Raw genomic sequence first — 20,031 nt, forward strand, 5'->3', positions numbered from 1 at the left:
GCGCTCCTTGTAAATGCCGATATCGGCGTTTACAAGGTGAGCTGCCACAAAAGACCAGGTCGCGGATCGGCGGTCACGCTAAACGCCGATATCGGCCTTTGCGGGGCTGGGTGACCCGCCCCGGCTTTATATCCGTTAGTCCGACGTCTTGCGGTGACGTTCTGCTGCGCGGGCACGGCGGTCGTCGATAAGCAAAGGGTTTTCCTGCTCCCTGGTTGCGGCGCGCTGCGCGAGCGCCACCTCGTCCTTGCCCTGCGCCTCGGCGCGCTTCCTCGCGACGGCCGCCTGCTCCTCGTTGCGCGACAGGATCAGCGGGAACACTGTGCACACCACGATCACCACCGCGAGCAGGACCAGGTAGTAGCCGGGGCCACGGCTGATACCGGAGGCGTTGGAGTTGCGCAGCCAGATGCCCAGCACCGAGTAGACAAGGGAGACGGTGGTGACCATCCACGCAGGAACCGCGAGTGCGAAGCGCTGCGTGGCAACGGCAAGTGTGGTCAGCACACCGACGCCGATGAAGGAGATCCACGCAAAGACGTACTCCGTGATTGCGGTCTGGGCGTCCTTCGCCGCGTCAGTGGCAGCGAGCACCTGCCATAGCGACGCCCCGCCGACGAACGGTAGGAACAGCGCCACCACGTAGATGGCCACCGCGGCGGCGAGCACCCAGCGTTTTGCGCCCATGTCCACGGTGGATGCGGCTTTCTTCTCCGCGCGGGCAAGGGATTCGGTGTTGGGCTGCGTCATGTCGCCCAACTGTAGCCCTAGCTACCGCAGCAGGCGGAATCTGCTGGAGCGGCGGCGGGCTGGCCAATCGTCGGCAGGCCAAGGCCCACACCGATGGGCGCGGTGGTGGGCACCTCTCCCCTCGCGGAGTTGTCGCCGGCCTTAGTGCGGCGGTGCTCGTGGATCCCGGAATCTGCGATCAGGTAGTGCGGCTTCGCCTCGGTGATGGTGACGGTGACGATATCGCCCGGGCGGACCTCGCCGTCGATGTTGCCCTCGAGCGCGAAGTGCACCAGGCGCCCGTCGCGGGCACGGCCGGACATGCGCTGGGTGCGGTCGTTCTTGCGGCCGTCCTCCTGCACCAACAGCTCCTGGCGCGTATCCACGAGCTTCGCGTTCTCCTCCGCGCTGATACGCTCCTGCAGCGCGTGGAGGCGTTCGAAACGCTCCTGGACCACAGCCTTGGGGATCTGCTGCTCCATCTCCGCCGCCGGGGTGCCTGGGCGCGGCGAGTACTGGAAGGTAAACGCGGAGGTGAAGCGGGCCTTTTCCACGACGTCAAGGGTGGCCTGGAAGTCCTCTTCGGTCTCGCCCGGGAAGCCGACGATGATGTCGGTGGTGATCGCCGCGTGCGGCAGCTTCTCGCGCACCTCGTCCAGGATGGCCAGGAATTTCTTGGAGCGGTAGGACCGGCGCATGTCTTTCAGCACCTTGTCGGAGCCGGACTGCAGCGGCATGTGCAGCTGCGGGCACACGTTCGGCGTCTCCGCCATCGCGTCGATGACGTCGGACGTGAACTCCGCCGGGTGCGGGGAGGTGAAGCGCACGCGCTCCAAGCCCTCGATGTCGCCGCAGGCGCGCAGCAGTTTGGAAAACGCCGAGCGGTCGCGCTCCATGTCCTCGTCGACGAAGTTCACGCCGTAGGAGTTGACGTTCTGACCCAACAGCGTCACCTCGGACACACCCTGGTCCACCAGCGCCTTGACCTCGGCCAGGATCTCGCCCGGACGGCGGTCCACCTCCTTGCCGCGCAGGCTGGGCACGATGCAGAACGTGCAGGTGTTGTTGCAGCCCACAGAGATGGACACCCAGCCGGCGTAGGCGGACTCGCGCTTCGCGGGCAGCACGGACGGGAAGACCTCGAGGGCCTCCACAATCTCCACCTGCGCTTCGTCCTCCACACGTGCCCGGTCGAGCAGCGCCGGCAGCGCGGAGATGTTGTGGGTGCCAAAGACTGCATCCACCCACGGCGCCTTCTCGATGACTGTGTCGCGGTCCTTCTGCGCCAGGCACCCGCCGACGGCGATCTGCATGCCCGGGTGGTCGGCCTTGACGTTCTTCAGCTGTCCGAGCGAGCCGTAGAGGCGCTTGTCAGCGTTCTCGCGCACCGCGCAGGTGTTGAAGACCACCAGGTCGGGCTCCTCGCCGGCATCGGCCGCGACGTAGCCCGCGTCTTCGAGCATGCCGGAAAGACGCTCGGAGTCGTGCACGTTCATCTGGCAGCCGAACGTGCGCACCTCGTAGGTGCGGGGATTGCTGTTTTGGGTGGTGCTCGCCGTAGTCACGGCGAGACAGTCTAACCAGGTGAGCTACAACCGCGAAATGACGTCTGCCAGCCCGTCGATCTGCGCGTCGGTGTGGGTGGCCATCACCGTCACCCGCAGCATCGCAGCACCGCGCGGGACGGTCGGCCAGCGGATGGCGGGCACGAAGTACCCGGCCTCCCGGAGCCTGGCGGACGCGTTCACCGCGCGCGTTTCGTCGCCGATGGGCACCGGGATGATCGGGCTGGCCCACGCATCCATCCCGAGCTGGCTTGCCAAGCGACGGATGTTCCGGTGCAGCGCAAGCACCGGACTGTCCTCGCCCTCGAGCACGCCGATAGCCGCGGAGACCGCCGCGCACGTCGCTGGCGTGGACGAAGTGGAATAGACGAAGGTGCGGGCTTTCTGCCGCAGCAACGCCGCCACTGGTGCGGAGGTGGCCACTGCCCCGCCTTCGACTCCGAGCGCCTTGGATGAGGTGGCAACGAGGATGTCCGGATGGTCGTCGATAAGCGAAAAGTGCTCCGTGATGCCGCGGCCTCGAGCTCCTAGTGTGCCGGTGCCGTGCGCGTCGTCGACCATGAGGGCGGCACCGCGGGCGCGGCAGACAGTGAGGAGTTCGGGGACGGGCGCGAGGGTGCCGCCCATGGAAAACAGCCCGTCGGTGACCACGATCGCTGCTCCGGAGTGCCCTCGCAGCAGCTCGTCGACGTGCGCCGGGTCGCGATGGCGGTACACACGCACCGTGGCACCCTGCGCCTTGGCCAAGCGGCAGCCGTCGATGATGCTGGCGTGATTGCGCTCGTCCGAGACGATGAGCGTGCCCGGGCCGGCGAGCGCCTGCAGCACCCCAGCATTGGCCATGAACCCGGCGGAGAAGAACACGGCGTCCTCATAGCCAAGGAAGCGGGCAAAATCGCGCTCAACCTGGCTGTGCAGGTCCGTGGTACCGGTGGTCAGGCGCGATCCGCCGGAGCCCGCGCCGAAACGGTTGAGCGCGTCGGCAGCCGCTGTGGTCACGGCGGGGTGTTCGGCCAGCCCCAGGTAGTTCGAGGAGCTGAACAGGACATACTCGCGCCCGTCGATGGTCGCTACCGGGGTCTGGCCAGTGCTGAAGATTGCTTGGGTGCGCTCGAGACCTTGGCTGCGCCAGTTGTTGCACTCTTGCTCGGCGGCGTTGTCGAGCCAGCTCATTTGGCCTCCCCGACCAACACAGGGGTGTGTTCGAGGTAATCGATCAGGTCCGCAGGGTCATCGGTGTCTACCACGAACAGGCGCCCGCCTATCGGGGAGCCCGCCGGCTTCATGTTGGGCACGCGCAGGTAACCGAGCCCTGTGGAGGCCACGTAGCCGGTGGTGTAGTCCGGATCGTCCGAGATGCACACCTCGGCGAGCACCGCCGGGTGGTGCGCCACCTTTGAAGCGAGCACGAGTGCATCGGTGACGCGGGTCTTGCCGGAGTGCGCCTCGGGACGCTCCCCTGTGGCGGTGGCGGCGTCCATGGAGGTCACCCGCACGCCGCGGGCGTGATCCGGTTCGAGGCGTGCACCGGTTGCCGCGTGGAGCAGGATGGCCCCGCGCATATCGCGCACGCCGGTGAGCAGCTCCCAGGCCTCGGCGGCGTGCAGGGTCAGCGGGGCGAGCGCGTCGATCACGGTCTCGCGGGCCTCTACCGGGTCTGCGCAATGCGCCTCCGTGATTGGCAAGGCCGGGATATGTGCGACGTCGCCGTCGATGGCGGTCACGGTGACGGTGATCGAATCCGGCCTTCCCTTGCCGTGGGCTAACGCGCGTGCGCCCATCGCGGCGCACACGTCCGACACCTCGCGCTCCTCCACGATGCGCTCGGCGCCCGAGATGTGGGTGCCGAGCGCGCTGGAGCGCATCTTCACGCTGAACAATGCCATGCGGACAAGTCTAGGAGACCGTCTTGAACACCGTTCAGTGTTTCGGCCTACTCCTCGCACTCGGCGATGCGCGTGTCCAGCTCCTCGCGAGCGATGCGCAGCGCCATACCCTGGTTGAAGCCGCGCCGGGCCAACGCACCAACGACGCGGCGCAGGTGCTTGTCGTACTCTGCGCGGTCTGCGGGAGCTGCTTTAACCTTCCGCGCGGACTTTTCCGCAACCGCGCGTGCGGTGTGCTCCTCGTCTTCGTCCGAGATCTGCTCCAGGGCCGCGGCGCGGTCCGCTCCCCCGACGCCCTTATCGCGCAGCTCCATGTCCAGCGCACGGGCGGACTTGCCTCGGCGGGCGGCGCGCTGGCGCACCCACTCGTGGGCGAACTGCGCGTCGTTGATCAGGCCGGAGCCGGCCAGGTCGTCGATGACTTCGTCCACAAGCTGCGGCTCGAACTCGGCCTTGATCAGCCGCTCGCGCAGCTCCGCGCGGGAGCGCGCACGCTGATCAAGCAGGCCAAGCGCCCGTTTGCGAACGGGCGCCAGGGCCTCCTCGTGTGTCCGGTCGAAAAGACCGGTGCCCGGCTCGTAGGCGTCAAGCGCCGCCTGGAGCCGGGCAACCTTGTCCGCGTCCGTCAACTACTTCTCCGCGGTTGCCGGTGCAGCCACGTCGTCCTCGTCGTCGAAGTCGATGTTCGGCACCATATCCACCGGCTCGTCCGTCAGCTCGTCGGACGCGTTGGCGTACTTGCCCACGCCGAGCGCGCGGAAGATCTTGTCCTCGATCTCGTTGGCCAGGTCCGGGTTCTCCTTCAGGAAGATGCGGGCCTTCTCCTTGCCCTGGCCGAGCTGGTCGCCTTCGTAGGTGAACCAGGAACCGGACTTTTTCACGATGCCGTTTTCCACACCCATGTCGATGATCGAGCTCTCACGCGAGATGCCCTCGCCGTACATGATGTCGAACTCGGCGATCTTGAACGGCGGGGAGACCTTGTTCTTCACCACCTTCATCTTGGTGCGGTTGCCAATGGAGTCCTGGCCGTCCTTCAGCGTCTGAATACGGCGGACATCGCAGCGCACCGACGCGTAGAACTTCAGCGCCTTACCGCCGGTGGTGGTCTCCGGGGAGCCGAACATCACGCCGATCTTCTCGCGCAGCTGGTTAATGAAGATGGCGGTGGTGCCGGAGTTGTACAGCGCACCGGTCATCTTGCGCAGCGCCTGGGACATCAGGCGGGCCTGCAGGCCGACGTGGCTGTCGCCCATCTCGCCCTCAATCTCGGCCTTCGGTGTCAGTGCGGCCACCGAGTCAATCACAATCATGTCGATCGCGCCCGAGCGCACAAGCATGTCCGCAATCTCCAGCGCCTGCTCGCCGGTGTCCGGCTGGGAAACCAGCAGGTTGTCGGTGTCCACGCCGAGCTTGCGCGCGTAATCCGGGTCGAGGGCGTGCTCCGCGTCGATAAACGCCGCGATGCCGCCGCCGCGCTGCGCCTCCGCGATCGCGTGCAGCGCCACGGTGGTCTTACCGGAAGACTCCGGCCCGTAAATCTCCACGATTCGTCCGCGCGGCCAACCACCGATGCCGAGCGCGACGTCGATGGCAGTGTTGCCGGAAGAGATGGACTGGATCGGCGGGCGGTTCTCGTCGCCCAAGCGCATGACAGCGCCCTTGCCGTAGTCCTTCTCAATCATTGCCAGCGCTGCATCGAGCGCATTCTTGCGGTCGTTGCCGGCCGAAGCCGCGGACTTCTTTTTCGTTGCCATGTGGTGTTTCTACCTCCAAGTATTCGGCGGCGCTGGGCGCGTCGCGTGCACAGTTTCTTAGTTAGACGTATCGCCATACCGCTTCGGTTCCCTCGAACGCGAAGAAATCTTTCCCAAGCGGAAAACACGGCACACTGTAGAACGCGACGGCGACACGCCAGAGAATACACGCAAACGTGTTCGAAACTCAACAACACGCCGGGGCAGCGGAGCCGTCGATAAGCAACGGCTCCTAGGTGCCCGGGCGATCGACCCCGAGGCGGCGCTCCGCCGGGACATCGAACGCGTCGCAGAGCCCGCGCCACGCATCGCGCGGGTCCACGCCGGCATCAATGAGCTGTGCAGACGTCTGCTCAAACCCGGGCAACACCTGGGTCTGAATGATCCACTGCGCACGCTCCGAGCCGAACTCGTCCTGCACAAGCTGGTGAAACTCCGTCAAACGCATGCGCCCGACAGTACACGCCACCCGTCGCGGTACACTCCCGCGCATGAAGAAAAACTCTACAGCGCAGGATATCGCGCTAATCGCGGTCTTCGCCGCCATCGTCATCGTGCTGGGCTTCGTGTCCATCCCCGTCGGCGCGGCCGGCGTGCCCATTGTGCTGCAGAACGCCGCCGTCATCCTCGCTGGCCTCGTGCTGGGGTGGCGCCGCGGGTTCTCCGCCGCCGCAATCTTCCTACTGGTGGGTCTGGCGCTGCCGGTGCTCGCGGGCGGCCGCACCGTCATCTCCGCACTCGGCGGGCCGACCGTCGGGTACCTCGCCGGCTACCTCGTCTCATCCGCCGTCGCCGGTGCCGTCGCCTACACCGCGCCGTTTCGCTCGAACAAAGCGGCGAGCATCGGCATCCTCATTCTCGCCGGCTACCTCGGCCTGTTTTTCCAGTACCTCTGCGGCGTGTTCGGCCTGATGTGGCGGGCTGACATGAGCTTCGGCGCAGCCTGGGCGGCGCAGGTGCCGTTCCTGCTGCCGGACGCCGGCAAGGTCGCGCTCATGATCGCCATCGCGTTCGCCGTGCACCAGGCGTTCCCAGATCTGCGCGGGGCCCGCAAGTAAACGCCATGCCCCTCATCGAGTTCCGCGGCGCCGCCGTCGCCTATGACGGCGAGCAAATCCTCGCGCCGCTCACCGTGAGCCTGTCGGAGCAGCGCATCGGCATCATCGGCTCCAACGGCTCCGGAAAATCCACCACCGTGCGCCTGATCAACGGCCTCATCGAGCCGACATCAGGGCAAGTGCTTTACGACGGGCTCACGCCCGACAAACGCGGCAAAGACATCCGCAAGCGCGTCGGATTTGTCTTCTCCGACGCCGAATCCCAAATTGTCATGCCGCGCGTTTCCGACGACGTGGCGTTTTCCCTGCGGCGCTTCAAGCTGCCGCGCGAGGAGGTCAAACGCCGCGTGGCAGAGGCACTCGAGCGCTTCGATCTTGCCGACCGCGCGGAGCACTCCCCGCACACCCTCTCCGGCGGCGAGAAGCAGATGCTCGCGCTCGCCTCCGTGCTCGTGATCGAGCCGGACACGATCATCGCCGACGAACCCACCACCCTGCTGGACCTGCGCAACCGCCGCCGCATCGTGCGCGAGCTGATGTCGCTGGACCAGCAGCTGATCGTTGTCACGCACGACCTGGAGATGCTGCGCGGCTTCGACCGTGTCCTCGTCATCGACGACGGTGCCTTGGCCTACGACGGCGCCCCCGACGCGGCAATCGCCTTCTACACCGACCTGATGGACGCGAAACCATGATCCGCGAACTGCCCCTCGGCGTATACGTGCCGGGGACGACTCTGCTGCACCGCACGGGTGCAGCGCTGAAATTCGTGTTGCTCGTGGCATTCATCATCGGCGTCACCGCGTTGCCGACGCAGCCATGGCACGCTGTGGCCGCCCTCGCGTTCGTGTTGGCGCTCTACGTATGGGCACGGATCCCCGCCCGCGTAGCGTGGCGCCAGCTCGTGCCGTTGGTGCCCGTGCTGGCTTTCTTCGGCGCGTTCATGGTGTGGCAAAACGGCGTTGCCTCTGCGCTCACACTGCTGGTCGGGCTGCTTGCCACCATTGCTGCGGCAAACCTGTTGACGCTGACCACCCCGGTCGAGGAACTCCTCACCGCGCTGGACCGCGCCCTGTCCCCCTTCGGTCGCGCGGGCGAACTGATCTCTTTGACCATCGCGCTCACGATCCGGCTTATCCCCCTCACCCTCGCCACGGCGAACGAGGTGCTCGACGCGCGCAAGGCCCGCGGTGTCGGGTTCTCCTTCACCGCATTCGGCATCCCGTTGGTGATTCGGTCTGTGCGCCGCGCGAAGATGATGGGCGAAGCGCTCATGGCCCGCGGAGCCGTTGATTAGCACCTGCTTAACGACGACGTTCCGCCCGGCCCCTGCTGTGAGGGACCGGGCGGAACGCGCTGAGACGGGCTAGCTATTAGTTGCTGCTACCTGCGGAGCTACCTTCACCGCCACCACATGCATTGACAATGCTGACGATTGCAAGGACACCAAGTGCCGCCGCTGCCAAGCCGCCCGCGATCATGCCGATCTGCGGATCAACCTGCGGGAGCATCTGCTGCGCCTGATCCCTCAGTGCATGGAGTGAATCCTGAACGCCTGCCGGCAGCGGAAGGTCGACCTGCGATGCAATCCCCAGCGGGATCAGCGCCACAAGCGGAAGCGACCATCCGGTCAGCGCAGCGACGCACTTGCCGTCCAACGACGACCCCTGAGACTCCGCCGGTGCCGTTGCTGTCTGGGTCACCGTGGTGAGCGGATGCTCGGTCGATGTTTCAGGAGCGGCCTCCACCTCGAAACGGACTTTTTCAACGATCGTAGAGTTTCCGGTCGTCGTCACCACTTCCGCGGTGTAGCTGCCGGGCTTTGCAACCCTGCCCGCAATGACGTTGTCCTCGGGGCGGAACTCGAGGCCCTCCGGCAGGTCGTTAACCTCGACGATTGCCCCATTAGCCGCAGCCACCCGGTAGTACACATTTGTTTCACCCGCAACAATCTTCGTCAGATTCGGAGCGGTACGCGTCGTCGTGACAGGTGCATCAACGTCGACTGCGTCCTGGTCCGATTGAACCGTGGATGTCGGCGTCACAGTCTCGGTCTCCGAGCGACCGGCGACAGTGGTTGTGACTGGGGCTGCGGTAACCGTGGTGGTTTGTGCCGTATTCGTTACTGTCTCCGTCACCGCATCAGCTGTTGCCACCGGCGTGACATCAACTTGCTCCGTCACCGTCGGCGTGACCGTCTCAGCCTTAGCCGATGACGTCTGCGTCGCAGTCACCGCCGCAGCAGTGGTCACCGGCGTTTCGGTGACCTTCTTCGTCTCCGTGGGCACCACAGTCTTTGTCGCAGCCGTCTCCGTCTGCGTTTCAGTCACCGCCGCAGCCGTCGTCGTCGGAGTCTCGGTGACCTTCTTCGTCTCCGTGGGCACCACGGTCTTCATCGCAGCCGTCTCCGTCTGCGTCGCAGTCACCGCCGCAGCCGTCGTCGTCGGAGTCTCGGTGACCTTCTTCGTCTCCGTGGGCACCACGGTCTTCATCGCAGCCGTCTCCGTCTGCGTCGCAGTCACCGCCGCAACCGTGGTCACCGGCGTCTCGGTCACCTTCGTCGTCTCCGTGGGCACCACGGTCTTCGTCGCTGCCGTCTCCGTCTGCGTTGCAGTCACCGCCGCAGCCGTCGTCGTCGGAGTCGTGGTCATCTTCTTCGTCTCAGTCGGCGTCACGGTAACCTCCGGCGCGCTCACTGTCGTATACACGACGGTTGCCGCAGCCGTCGTCGTCGGAGTCTCGGTCACCTTCGTCGTCTCCGTCGGTGTCACAGTCTTCGTCGCAGCCGTCTCCGTCTGCGTCGCAGTCACCGCCGCAACCGTGGTCACCGGCGTTTCGGTGACCTTCGTCGTCTCCGTGGGCACCACGGTCTTCGTCGCAGCCGTCTCCGTCTGCGTCGCAGTCACCGCCGCAACCGTGGTCACCGGCGTCTCGGTCACCTTCGTCGTCTCCGTGGGCACCACGGTCTTCGTCGCTGCCGTCTCCGTCTGCGTTGCAGTCACCGCCGCAGCCGTCGTCGTCGGAGCCGTGGTCACCGTGGATGTGATCGTCGGCGTCTCAGTGACGGTCGTAGGTTCGGTACTCACCGTGGTTGTCACCGCGGTGTCAGTAGTAGTCACGGTCGGAGTCACAGTCTCGGTGACCGCCGGGACCGTGACGGTTGTCGGAGCAGCGCTCGTAGTGGTGTTGCCCGAAGTCACCGTTGGGGTCGGCTGTTCTGCGGGCGTACAAGACTCCGTCCGCTCTGCTTCTGCAGCGCGCAACGCCAGGCCGTTGTTCGGATCATTTGGAGCATCATCAGACCACAAGAAACGGGTAACCACGGTACGCTGCCCATCGACAGTGCACTCCCCAATCTTCTCGTACGTGCCATAGCCCTCATTTGCAAAGTTTTCCATGAGGACGGGTCGTGCTTGAACCCCAGATACCTCATGCGCGGTTGTACCGTCGAAGGAAACGACTACAGAAAGGCCGTCGCAGGCTTCGTCGCAAAGCACGCGAAGCTCCTTGCTATTCGCGTTGTAATCCAACGCCATGACGCTGCGCAGCTCAGGGTTTTCGTACTTGCCAACCTCTTCGAACTCCCCGTTAGGCTGCAGGCGAACAAAGTGGACGAAGCCCGTGTACTCCACACCCACCGCGTACACATCAAGGTCCGGCAAGTAGGCGATGGCTTCCAAACCAAAGTTCGGTGGTACTTCACCAGTGATTGAATTGAGGTTCCACTCGCCAGTCACCTTGCCCCGGGAAGGGTCAAACTCGAGGATGGACGGGCGGGAGGGGCCAGAACCGTCACGCTCGGTGGCAATGTAGATCTTGCCGTCCTTACCTACGGTCACGCCTTCCGCGTCCGGATTCCCTGCACCATTTTCATAGGTGAGAGTCCATTCGTTCTTCTTGCTGTAGGTCTTCTTGTCCTCGTCGTACTCCAGCTCAAACAGGCGCCCCGGGTTGTTGTTCACAATCCAGGCGTTACCGTTGCCGTCGAAATCTACGCCCGAGAAGTTCTCGCCCGCGAAACCGCCGACCGTATTGATTGAGTTGACCTCATCCGGCCACGGTTCACCCTCCGGCCATACGAGTTCCTCAGCGTTCTTTCCGTCCTTTGTCACTTTCGCAAGAGCGACGAGATCACCCTCGCCATCTGGGGTGCGCCCCCAGGAGAAGCGAGTGTGCGACGTCCAGCTCACTTCGTCGAATGGCTTGTTGTCGTCTGGCCTGTACAGGCGCGCACTGTCAGCCTCACCAAGCCCGAACCCCTTCGAACCGTCGGGAGTATCGACTTCGGTGTAGAACGAGTAGTACCCGCCCGGTTGGATCACCGTATTCTTCGGGAACACAATCGGTGTGCGCCCCTGTTTGTCGTCTGCAAACTTCCAGCCCGAGATGTCTACCGGCGTATCGCCCGCGTTGTACAACTCCACCCAATCAGCAACAAAGTCGCCCTTGGTCTGGATCTCATTGATCCTGATCTTGCCAGTGTTCGAAGGCTTTTGGCTTGTCGACGACGGCACCTCCGACGGGTTCGGCTCCTCGTCCTCCACCCCGCAGGGAGCGGCATTGGCGTCACCCTTGGACTTCGCCGAGGACATCTTGAAGTCGTTGTTGGCTTCCGAGTAGCGGGACCACGACGTCGCCGCCCCCTCGCACACCGGGCTTTCCGTCCAGCCGAACTCATCAACTAGCTCTCCTGCAGCCGTCTTGAGAGTCAGGCTGTCCTTAGCGCTGAGCCCGAACCCATCAGTGCCATCTGGGACTACGCCGCCCTCTTTCCCGTCCGGAGTCAAAACGTAATAACCGCCTGCGGGAATGATCGTATTCGGTGCAAAGGTGATGTAAGTGTTGCCCTTGCCATCGCCACTATCGACGACCACCCAACCGCCGATATTTACCGCCTTGTCGCCGTTATTCACCAACTCGATGAAATCGACGCCGTCCGTCGTGATCTCATTGATAAAGACCTTGTCAAAATCGGACTTGGCGTTAGCGCTTTCACGAGTCGGCCCGTCCGTGATCTGCCATTTTCCAGTCATGTCCGGCACCAAGCCTCGTGAGGTGTGAACACCATCCCTCATGCCGTGAGACGACCACTTCTTTTCGTCGATCTGGTTGCCCTTCTCATCCTTGATGGTGATCTGATCGTCGCCACCAAGGCCGAACCCTTTAGATCCATCTGGAGTGACGCCCGTGCCATCGGTGTAGAAGGCGTAGTATCCGCGCGCCGGAATGACGGTGTTCTTTGGGAATGTGATCGGCTTGCTGCTCTTCCCACTGTCAATGGCGGTCCAGCCCGAAATGTCAATGTCGTTGTCGGTTGGATTGGCCAGCTCCACCCAGTCGCCGATCGGGTCAGAGTTGGTGACCACCTCATTGATGACGATGTCAGTCGACGCTGCTGCCGCTGCCACGGGCACCGACGCAAAACCAGACACGAGCATCACGGTAAATGGCACAGCAAATTGACGCGCACGGGAACTACTCTTCACGGGAACTTCCTCCTTGGGAAAGTCTCATAACAAACTTGGAAAACGTTTGGAAAAGTAGTATGTTTGCGTGAATTTGCGCGAACGTCCAAGTGAATAAAACTTGAACAATTAAATAAACCCCGGGAAACATCCCGGGGTCACAAAAACTAGCTGGTATCTAAGCGTCGCCGCGCAGCTCGCGCATGCGCTGCGCGACAGCGTCGTCGGAGACATCGTTCCCGACCGGGTTCGAAGCGCCAGAAGCGCCAGCAGCACCACCCTGGGCGGCACCGCCCTGTGCGGAGTTGCCCTGCTCGATGGCCTGCTTCTTACCGGAGGTCAGCTCCCCTGCCATCTCGGCGCGCAGCTGCTCCAGGCGGCCGTGACCCGCCATTTGGATGCCGGCCTGCTCGACCTCAGCCATGCGGCCTTCGATGGAGTTCTGCGCCAGCTCGGCGGCACCGAGTGCGTTGGCGTAACGGCGCTCGATCTTGTCGCGCACCTGGTCCAGGTTCGGGCCGGAGGCGGTGATCGAGTTCATGGACTGCATGGTCTCCGAGACCTTCTCCTGCATCTTCGCCTGCTCCAGCTGGGACAGCAGCTTGGAGCGCTCAGCCACCTGCTGCTGCAGGTGCGCGGCGTTGCGCTCGACGGCCTGCTTTGCCTGCGCGGCCTGCTGCAGCGCCTGGTCGTGCAGCTGCTTGGTGTCCTCGACGCCGGACTCGGCGGTAACCAGCTGTGCAGCGAATGCCTCGGCGGCGTTTTCGTACTCCTGCGCCTTCTGGGCGTTGCCCTCGCCGCGTGCCTTGTCGGCGAGCTGGAGTGCCTGGCGAGCGTTCGCCTGCAGTTTCTCGACGTCCTCCAGGCGGCGGTTGAGCTGCATCTCCAGCTGGCGCTGGTTGCCAATCACGGCAGCCGCCTGCTGGGACAGTGCCTGGTGCTGACGCTGTGCGTCGTTAATGGCCTGCTCGATCTGGACCTTCGGGTCTGCGTTTTCTTCGATCTTGTTGTCGAAGAGCGCCATTAGGTAGTTCCAGAACTTGGTAAAGGGATTCGCCATGGCTAAAGCACCGTGACCTTTCTGTCAGAAGATTGCGTTAAACGCCAACCACTGTAGTCGCGGATTGCCGGCTACGCTTCCGCTGCGGCCGGCGTGGTGCGCTCCAGCTCCTCAGTGAACGAGTGCAGAGACATGTTCGCCACAGCCTCCAGCAAAACCTCGGAGACCGTGGTCCCCAACGCCTCGCACAGGGAGGCCAACAGCTCGGAGGAAACTTCCTTCCGGCCACGCTCCAGCTCAGAGATGTAGCCGGAGGACACTCGCGCTTCCTTTGCCAGCGCACGCAGCGTCACGCCCTTGTCCGCGCGGAACGCGCGCAGCGACATGCCGAGCGCCTCACGGAACAACGGCTCGCGGGATGCGGCGGGGGCAACCTCGGCCGGGGCGAGCGGCACGTTTACCGGGGTGTCGTAGAGCAAAGTAGTAGTGGTCATCATTTTCTCCAACGACTCGCCGTTTAGTTTTGTTCCCGCACGCCCGTCAGCGCACCGACCAGCGCGGCCTCCACCGCCAGGCGGCGGACCTCGTTGCGCTGCCCCGACAGCACACGCACCGGCACCGCAGCGCCCGGCATAAGCGCGTACTGGCCTACTGCTGGATCGAGCAGCTCCGCCGCCTGCGATGAGGCGGTCCACTTCGGCCCTGCCAGCCCGATCCACACGGTGCCGGCGGGTACGCCGTCCTGGTCGTCGGGGCCCGCGACACCGGTCAGCGCCACCGCCCAGTCGGTACCGCACACGCGCCGCGCCCCACGCGCCATCTCGCGCGCGACGGCGGCAGAGACTACGCCCTCGCGCTCGATCAGGTCCGCCGGCACGTCCGCAAGCGACGTCTTCAGCTCCGGCGAGTAGGTCACCAGCCCGCCGACCAATACATCCGAGGCACCGGGCACATCAGCCAACGTCGCCGAAGCGAGACCGGCAGTGAGCGACTCGCAGAAGGCGATGGTTTGGCGGCGGGTGCGGAGCTCGTCGATAAGCAATTGCGCAGTAGTCACTTGTTCACCTTCCCTGCATCAACCAAATACTGCACGCCCGTAACCACGGTGACCGCGACTGCCAACAGCATCACCACGAACGTCGGGGTGTCCATCCACGCAGGCAGCGGGCACAGGTACAGCCCCACGGCGAGGGTTTGCAGCGCGGTCTTGAGCTTGCCGCCCTTCGACGCCGGCACCACCTTGCCACGGCGCAGCATCACCATGCGCCACACCGTAATGCCCAGCTCACGCGCCACAATGACCACCGTCACCCACACCGGCAGCGTGCTCGCGATATTCAGCGTGACCAGTGCGGTGATCATCAGCGCCTTGTCCGCGATCGGGTCGGCGATTTTGCCGAAGTCCGTGACCAGCCCACGGGCGCGCGCGATGTCGCCGTCGAGCTTGTCCGTGATCATGAGCGCAACGAACAACCCGAACGCCCACCACCAGCGCTCAGACAGCACCAGCCAGGCAAAAACGGGAATGAACAGGATCCTCAGCGAGGTCAAAATGTTCGGGAGGTTCCAATTCGACTGCTTGTCGGGTTGCATCACAACCTCCACCATACCCATGCTGCGCCACGCTCCTAGACTGCCCTACATGAAGTATTTCGCAGCCACGTACACCTACGGCGAGCAAAAGCTTGTCGACGAAACACGCCCCGCCCACCGCGAATTCATCTCCTCCCAGCTGTCGCTGGGCCGGATCGTCGGCTCCGGGCCGCTCGCGGGCGCCGAGCAGGCCCTGATCATCCTGCAGCTGCCGGACACCGCCAGCGAGGCGGACGCGGCGGCCATCCTGGACGGCGACCCCTACACCGTCGCAGGGGCCCTAGCCGCCCGCGAGATCCGGGAATGGAACCCGGTGATGAATATCTTCGCCTAAGCCTTCCGGCCACCGCGCGCGACGTCGAGGTGGGCGGTATCGCGCGAACCAGTGGCGGTGTGGTCGCCCTTGCCGGAAGTGGCCGGGTCGTCGATCCATTCGACGTGGTGGCCTTCGCGGTCCACCTTGCGACGGTTTCCGTGGTCGTCGTAATCGATGTGGTACTTGCCCTCCTCCGGATCCCGGCGACCGGCCTTCACGTCCGCGCGGTCCTTCATCAGCGAGGCAACCGCGGTGACCACAAGCACGCCAACGATGACCAGCAGCGAGGCCACGGTGCCGACCTCCGGCACGTTGAGGCCCTCGCCGCCGTTGATGAACGACAGGTTGTTCTCGTGCAGCGCGTGCAGCAGCAGTTTCACACCGATAAAGCCGAGCACCACCGCGAGGCCGTACGGCAGGTACACGAGCTTATCCAAGAGGCCGTTGAGCAGGAAGTAGAGCTGACGCAAACCAAGCAGCGCGAACGCGTTGGCGGTGAAGACAAGGAAGGATTCCTGGGTGATGCCGTAGATCGCCGGAATGGAGTCGAAGGCGAACATGACGTCGATGAACCCGATGGACAGCAGGGCCACGAACAGCGGGGTGACCGCCTTCTTGCCGGTTTCCGTGACGGACACCAGACGGTCCGCGTGGTACGACTTGGTCACCGGAATGACTTTGCGCAGCGTTTTCACCACGAACATGTCGTTCGGGTCCGGATCGTCCTGGTCGGTCACCTCGTCGTACACCAGCTTGATGGCGGTGTAGATGAGGAACGCGGCGAAGATGTAGAACACATCCGACCACGCCTCGATGATCACGGCACCAAGCAGAATGAACAGCAGGCGACAGATCAGCGCGATCACAATGCCGATGAGCAGCACCTTCTGCTGGTAGGCGCGCGGAATCTTGAACGATCCCATAATCAGGGCGAAAACGAACAGGTTATCCACCGACAGCGACAACTCGGTGATGTAGCCGGTGAAGAACTGCACGGCGTGCTCCGCATCCCACAGCCACCAGACGAGCCCGCCGAACACGCACGCCATAGACATGTAGAACAGGGCCCAGCCGCCCGACTCCTTCATCGTCGGCTCGTGCGGGGTGCGCACGTGCGAGACGAAGTCGAAGATGAAAAATCCCAGGATCACAGCCGAGGTGATCAACCAAATGTACAAGGGCACATGCATAAGTAAGCCTCCGGTCCGCGTTGCAAAAAAGACCGGAGGTCTCCCCCACCACTGTGGGCGGTCCGGACCGGGGCCATCGCCTTACGACGGCACCGTGCTGACGATCCTGGACACTTCCGGGGTACTCCCCTCCAAGCGCGTTTCACACTACACCACGCGGCGTGGCATGCCGTTTTCGCCGCCCGGAGCATCCCCGTTCTCCCACCCAAGCAAAGGATCCAGCTACTAGGACCCAGCTATTCGCCTCTCAGGGGCTATTAGCTGGGTCTTAGTAGCTGGATTTGGAGCTGAATCCCCCACCGCGCAGCGCTGCCGGCTAAAACGCGCCGCCGGTCGGGTTGTACGTCGCGGTGACGGTGCGGGTGTCGGAGTCGCCACCGGCATCGGAGCCATCCGCGCCAGAACCGGAACCGTCGGCGTCGTCGGCGCCGTCGTCAAGCTGCACGCCCTTGGGCGCTTCGGCCGGGTCCGCGCCCTTGATCATCCAGATGATGGTCTCCAACTCCTCGGGCTTGACCAGCACGTCTCGGGCCTTAGAGCCTTCGGACGGGCCGACCACGCCGCGGGATTCCATCAGATCCATCAGGCGGCCCGCCTTGGCGAAGCCGATGCGCAGCTTGCGCTGCAGCATCGACGTGGAACCGAGCTGGGAGGTGACCACGAGCTCCACGGCCTCGAGCAGGTCGTCCATGTCCTTGCCGATGTCGTCGTCGATGACCTTGGCTTCGGCCTGCTTATCTTCGGTGACGCCCTCGACGTAATCGGGCTCGTCCTGCTGCGCCTTCGCAGCGTCGACGACCGCCTGGATCTCCTCGTCGGAGACGAACGCGCCCTGGAGGCGCTGCGGCTTGCCGGCGCCCTGCGGGATGAACAGGCCGTCGCCCATGCCGATGAGCTTCTCGGCGCCGCCCTGGTCCAGGATGACGCGGGAGTCGGTCAGCGAGGACGTCGCAAAGGCAAGCCGCGACGGCACGTTCGTCTTGATCAGGCCGGTGACCACGTCCACGGACGGCCGCTGGGTCGCCAGCACCAGGTGGATGCCCGCCGCACGCGCCTTTTGGGTGATGCGCACGATGGATTCCTCGATCTCCTTCGGCGCGGTCATCATCAGGTCGGCCAGCTCGTCGACCACGCACACGATGAAGGGGTACGGGCGCATCTCGCGCTCGGAGCCCGGAGGTGCGGTCAGTTCGCCGGAGCGGACCTTGCGGTTGAAGTCCTTGATGTGGCGCACGCGCGCGGACTTCATGTCCATGTAGCGCTGCTCCATCTCCTCTACCAGCCATTGCAGGGCGGCGGAGGCCTTCTTCGGCTGGGTGATGATTGGCGTGATCAGGTGCGGGATGCCCTCGTACGGGGTCAGCTCCACCATCTTCGGGTCCACCAGGATCAGGCGGACTTCCTCCGGCGTCGCGCGCGTGAGCAGCGAGATCAGCATCGAGTTCACAAACGCGGACTTACCGGAGCCGGTAGAACCGGCGACCAAAAGGTGCGGCATCTTCTGAATCGAGGAAGCGATGAAGTCGCCCTCGATGTCTTTGCCCAGGCCGATGAGCATCGGGTCGTCCTGCGCGGAGACCTTCGGCGAGTCCAGCACGTCGCGCAGCCGCACCATTTCGCGGTCGGCGTTGGGCACCTCGATGCCCACGGCGGATTTGCCGGGGATCGGGGTGAGCAGGCGCACGTTGTCCGTGGCTACGGCGTAGGCGAGGTTGGACTGCAGGTTGGTGATCTTGGAGACCTTCACACCGGGTCCAAGCTCCACCTCGTAGCGGGTCACTGTCGGGCCGCGGGAGAAGCCGGTGACTTGGGCGTTGACCTTGAACTCTTCGAAGACGTCGGTGATCGCCTCGATCATGCGGTCGTTGGCCTCGGTGCGCGTCTTCGGCGCGTTGCCCGCGAGCAGCAGGTCCGTCGACGGCAGGTGGTAGTCGCCCTGCGGGATCTTGCGCACCTGCTTCGGCGCGGGCTGCTCGGTCTCCGACTTTGGGGTGGTCGCGGGGATCTTGGAGGCGTCGATGCCGCTGCGTGCCGCGATCGCCTTCGCCATCTGCTCGCGCGAGCTAGCTACGGCGTCGGGGGCAGTTGCTTCTCGACGTTCCGTCTCCGGCTCTTCCCGCTGCAGCACCTTCGTCTCGTTGTCGCGCTGGGCTGGCTTCGGCGCTGCAGGTTTCGGCGCCGCTGGCTTGGGCGCCGCTGGCTTGGGCGCCGGGCGCTGGACCACGGCGGTCTCGGCGGAATCGGCAGGCTCTGCTGCGGGCTGTTCAAAGCTATCTTCAACCTCGTCGGCGAAATCGAACAGGTCCAGCTCGCCGTCGCCGTCGGCCGGGTAGCTCTCCATCGGAGTCGGGCGTCGCAGCGACGGGCGACGCGTCGGGCGGGCCGGGCGCTCGGCGTCGGCGGCGCGGCCGCGTGAACGTCGAGAAGCAGCGCGGTCGTGCGCAGTGCGTCGTTCGCGGCCCTCCGCGATGTCGTCCAGGTCGTCGGCGACGTGGCTGTACGGGTCCTGGTCTTCTTCGTCGGGCGTGTCCGTGTTGGACAGCATGCGGGTGACCAGGTCCTTGATGTAGTCGTAGGCCTCGCGCACGGTGATGCCGGTGGCCTTGAGTGCTCCGTAGAGAATCACCAGACCAAGCAGCGGGATCGCCACAAACGAGGAAAAGCCAGCTGCGAGGACACCGCCGGTGAAGGCGCCGAACGCGCCGCCGGCGAGTTTGCGCTCCTCCCACGTCGCCGGGTTGCCCGCGAAGACGTGGATCAAACCGAGCATGCCAATAGAGATGATGGAAAAGCCCAGCGTCACTCGTGCGCGCACTGCGTCGGAGGTGCGCACATTGAGCATCAGAGCGATGGCAATGCCAACGAGGATGACCGGCAAGATCAGCGCGCCGGCACCGATGAGCCAGTGGGTGCCGGTGGAGATGACCTCACCCACCGGTCCGGCCACATCGAACCAGACCGACCCGCCGATGACGGCCGCCAGGCCAATGAGAACTAAACCCCACGCGTCGGCGTGGGTTTCAAACGTGCTGTGGCCACCGGCGTGGCCATCGTGCCGCGGTTCGCGGCGCCGGCGTTCGCCTGTAACGGAGCTTTCAGTGCGCTCCTCTGGCATCTCGAGATCGTCCTCCCATTCATCCTCCCAATCGTCACGGCTGCGACGGGGCCTAGGGCCGGCGGCATCGTCGTAGTCGGACTGGTCCTTGTCGCGACGGAAAAACGACCCGACGCCGCGGGCGGCGGCGCCGAGCGAATGGCCGACAACTTTATACGCGGAACCCACGCGTTCGTCGGCGGTTTCAGCAGCCACGTTCGACGATGTCGGCGGGTGCGTCATGGACACCGGACCGCCGTGGCGGGTGCCGCCGGCAGGACGGCGCGTAGAAGACCGCGACGAGCGCGGCGCGGTGTTTTTGACAGACATGGCTGTAACTCTAACGCCTTAAGTCACATTTACACCTTACGCCACACC

18 protein-coding genes are annotated in these 20,031 nt (G+C 64.5%); 4 read left to right on the forward strand and 14 right to left on the reverse strand.

Features of this window, described 5'->3' with window-relative positions; translation table 11 throughout:
* Positions 1-135: 135 nt before the first annotated feature.
* From MHX64_RS06800 to MHX64_RS06830, 7 genes are all read right to left on the reverse strand, one after another.
* Complete coding sequence (locus MHX64_RS06800) at positions 136-750, reverse strand: hypothetical protein (protein WP_239357372.1); 615 nt, start codon at positions 748-750, stop codon at positions 136-138.
* A gap of 17 nt (positions 751-767) precedes the next feature.
* Entirely contained in the window at positions 768-2,294 is a 1,527-nt protein-coding gene (gene miaB / locus MHX64_RS06805) for a tRNA (N6-isopentenyl adenosine(37)-C2)-methylthiotransferase MiaB (protein ID WP_370642131.1), read from the reverse strand.
* A 24-nt stretch (positions 2,295-2,318) separates the two neighbouring features.
* Complete coding sequence (locus MHX64_RS06810; RefSeq protein ID WP_239357373.1) at positions 2,319-3,467, reverse strand: 8-amino-7-oxononanoate synthase; 1,149 nt, start codon at positions 3,465-3,467, stop codon at positions 2,319-2,321.
* Positions 3,464-4,180, reverse strand: coding sequence for a 6-carboxyhexanoate--CoA ligase (locus MHX64_RS06815; RefSeq protein ID WP_239357374.1), 717 nt, complete (start codon positions 4,178-4,180; stop codon positions 3,464-3,466). Before MHX64_RS06815 ends, MHX64_RS06810 begins: the two co-directional genes overlap by 4 nt.
* A gap of 47 nt (positions 4,181-4,227) precedes the next feature.
* Positions 4,228-4,809: a recombination regulator RecX gene (gene recX / locus MHX64_RS06820; RefSeq protein ID WP_239357375.1), complete on the reverse strand. Its 582-nt coding sequence runs from the start codon at positions 4,807-4,809 to the stop codon at positions 4,228-4,230.
* Positions 4,810-5,937 carry a recombinase RecA gene (gene recA / locus MHX64_RS06825; RefSeq protein WP_239357377.1) on the reverse strand — a complete coding sequence of 376 codons (1,128 nt, stop codon included), beginning with the start codon at positions 5,935-5,937 and terminating at the stop codon, positions 4,810-4,812. It abuts the gene before it with no gap.
* A gap of 232 nt (positions 5,938-6,169) precedes the next feature.
* Positions 6,170-6,385 carry a DUF3046 domain-containing protein gene (locus tag MHX64_RS06830; RefSeq protein WP_239357380.1) on the reverse strand — a complete coding sequence of 72 codons (216 nt, stop codon included), beginning with the start codon at positions 6,383-6,385 and terminating at the stop codon, positions 6,170-6,172.
* Positions 6,386-6,428: 43 nt separating this feature from the next.
* Between MHX64_RS06830 and MHX64_RS06835 the strand changes: the two genes are divergently transcribed.
* Genes MHX64_RS06835 through MHX64_RS06845 form a run of 3 tightly spaced genes read left to right on the forward strand, consistent with a single transcriptional unit; the run spans position 6,429 to position 8,292 of the window.
* On the forward strand, positions 6,429-6,995 hold the full coding sequence (locus MHX64_RS06835) for a biotin transporter BioY (RefSeq protein WP_239357382.1): 567 nt from the start codon (positions 6,429-6,431) through the stop codon (positions 6,993-6,995).
* 5 nt (positions 6,996-7,000) lie between these two features.
* Positions 7,001-7,690 carry an energy-coupling factor ABC transporter ATP-binding protein gene (locus MHX64_RS06840; RefSeq protein ID WP_239357383.1) on the forward strand — a complete coding sequence of 230 codons (690 nt, stop codon included), beginning with the start codon at positions 7,001-7,003 and terminating at the stop codon, positions 7,688-7,690.
* The gene (locus tag MHX64_RS06845; protein ID WP_181888598.1) at positions 7,687-8,292 is read left to right on the forward strand and encodes an energy-coupling factor transporter transmembrane protein EcfT; all 606 of its coding nucleotides are present in this window, start codon (positions 7,687-7,689) and stop codon (positions 8,290-8,292) included. Before MHX64_RS06840 ends, MHX64_RS06845 begins: the two co-directional genes overlap by 4 nt.
* Positions 8,293-8,368: 76 nt before the next feature.
* Here the strand turns inward: MHX64_RS06845 and MHX64_RS06850 are convergent, their stop codons facing one another.
* The 5 genes from MHX64_RS06850 to pgsA all read right to left on the reverse strand — a co-directional run bounded on the left by MHX64_RS06850 (position 8,369) and on the right by pgsA (position 15,053).
* The gene (locus MHX64_RS06850; RefSeq protein WP_239406324.1) at positions 8,369-12,427 is read right to left on the reverse strand and encodes a lamin tail domain-containing protein; all 4,059 of its coding nucleotides are present in this window, start codon (positions 12,425-12,427) and stop codon (positions 8,369-8,371) included.
* 211 nt (positions 12,428-12,638) lie between these two features.
* Complete coding sequence (locus tag MHX64_RS06855; protein ID WP_239356861.1) at positions 12,639-13,520, reverse strand: PspA/IM30 family protein; 882 nt, start codon at positions 13,518-13,520, stop codon at positions 12,639-12,641.
* Positions 13,521-13,591: 71 nt separating this feature from the next.
* On the reverse strand, positions 13,592-13,957 hold the full coding sequence (locus tag MHX64_RS06860; RefSeq protein ID WP_370642108.1) for a helix-turn-helix domain-containing protein: 366 nt from the start codon (positions 13,955-13,957) through the stop codon (positions 13,592-13,594).
* A gap of 20 nt (positions 13,958-13,977) precedes the next feature.
* Complete coding sequence (locus MHX64_RS06865) at positions 13,978-14,517, reverse strand: CinA family protein (protein WP_239356863.1); 540 nt, start codon at positions 14,515-14,517, stop codon at positions 13,978-13,980.
* Positions 14,514-15,053, reverse strand: coding sequence for a CDP-diacylglycerol--glycerol-3-phosphate 3-phosphatidyltransferase (gene pgsA, locus MHX64_RS06870; RefSeq protein WP_081634444.1), 540 nt, complete (start codon positions 15,051-15,053; stop codon positions 14,514-14,516). The genes MHX64_RS06865 and pgsA overlap by 4 nt, the downstream gene beginning before the upstream one ends.
* Positions 15,054-15,102: 49 nt before the next feature.
* Between pgsA and MHX64_RS06875 the strand changes: the two genes are divergently transcribed.
* Positions 15,103-15,387: a YciI family protein gene (locus tag MHX64_RS06875; protein WP_239356864.1), complete on the forward strand. Its 285-nt coding sequence runs from the start codon at positions 15,103-15,105 to the stop codon at positions 15,385-15,387.
* Here the strand turns inward: MHX64_RS06875 and MHX64_RS06880 are convergent.
* Positions 15,384-16,559, reverse strand: a complete 1,176-nt coding sequence (locus tag MHX64_RS06880; protein WP_239356865.1) for a TerC family protein — start codon at positions 16,557-16,559, stop codon at positions 15,384-15,386. The two genes, MHX64_RS06875 and MHX64_RS06880, sit on opposite strands and share 4 nt — an antisense overlap.
* A 316-nt stretch (positions 16,560-16,875) precedes the next feature.
* Positions 16,876-19,983: a DNA translocase FtsK gene (locus tag MHX64_RS06885; protein ID WP_239406325.1), complete on the reverse strand. Its 3,108-nt coding sequence runs from the start codon at positions 19,981-19,983 to the stop codon at positions 16,876-16,878.
* Positions 19,984-20,031 lie beyond the last annotated feature (48 nt).

The sequence above is a fragment of the Corynebacterium sp. ACRPZ genome, from assembly GCF_022346205.1.
GTDB classification, from domain to species: domain Bacteria; phylum Actinomycetota; class Actinomycetes; order Mycobacteriales; family Mycobacteriaceae; genus Corynebacterium; species Corynebacterium lehmanniae.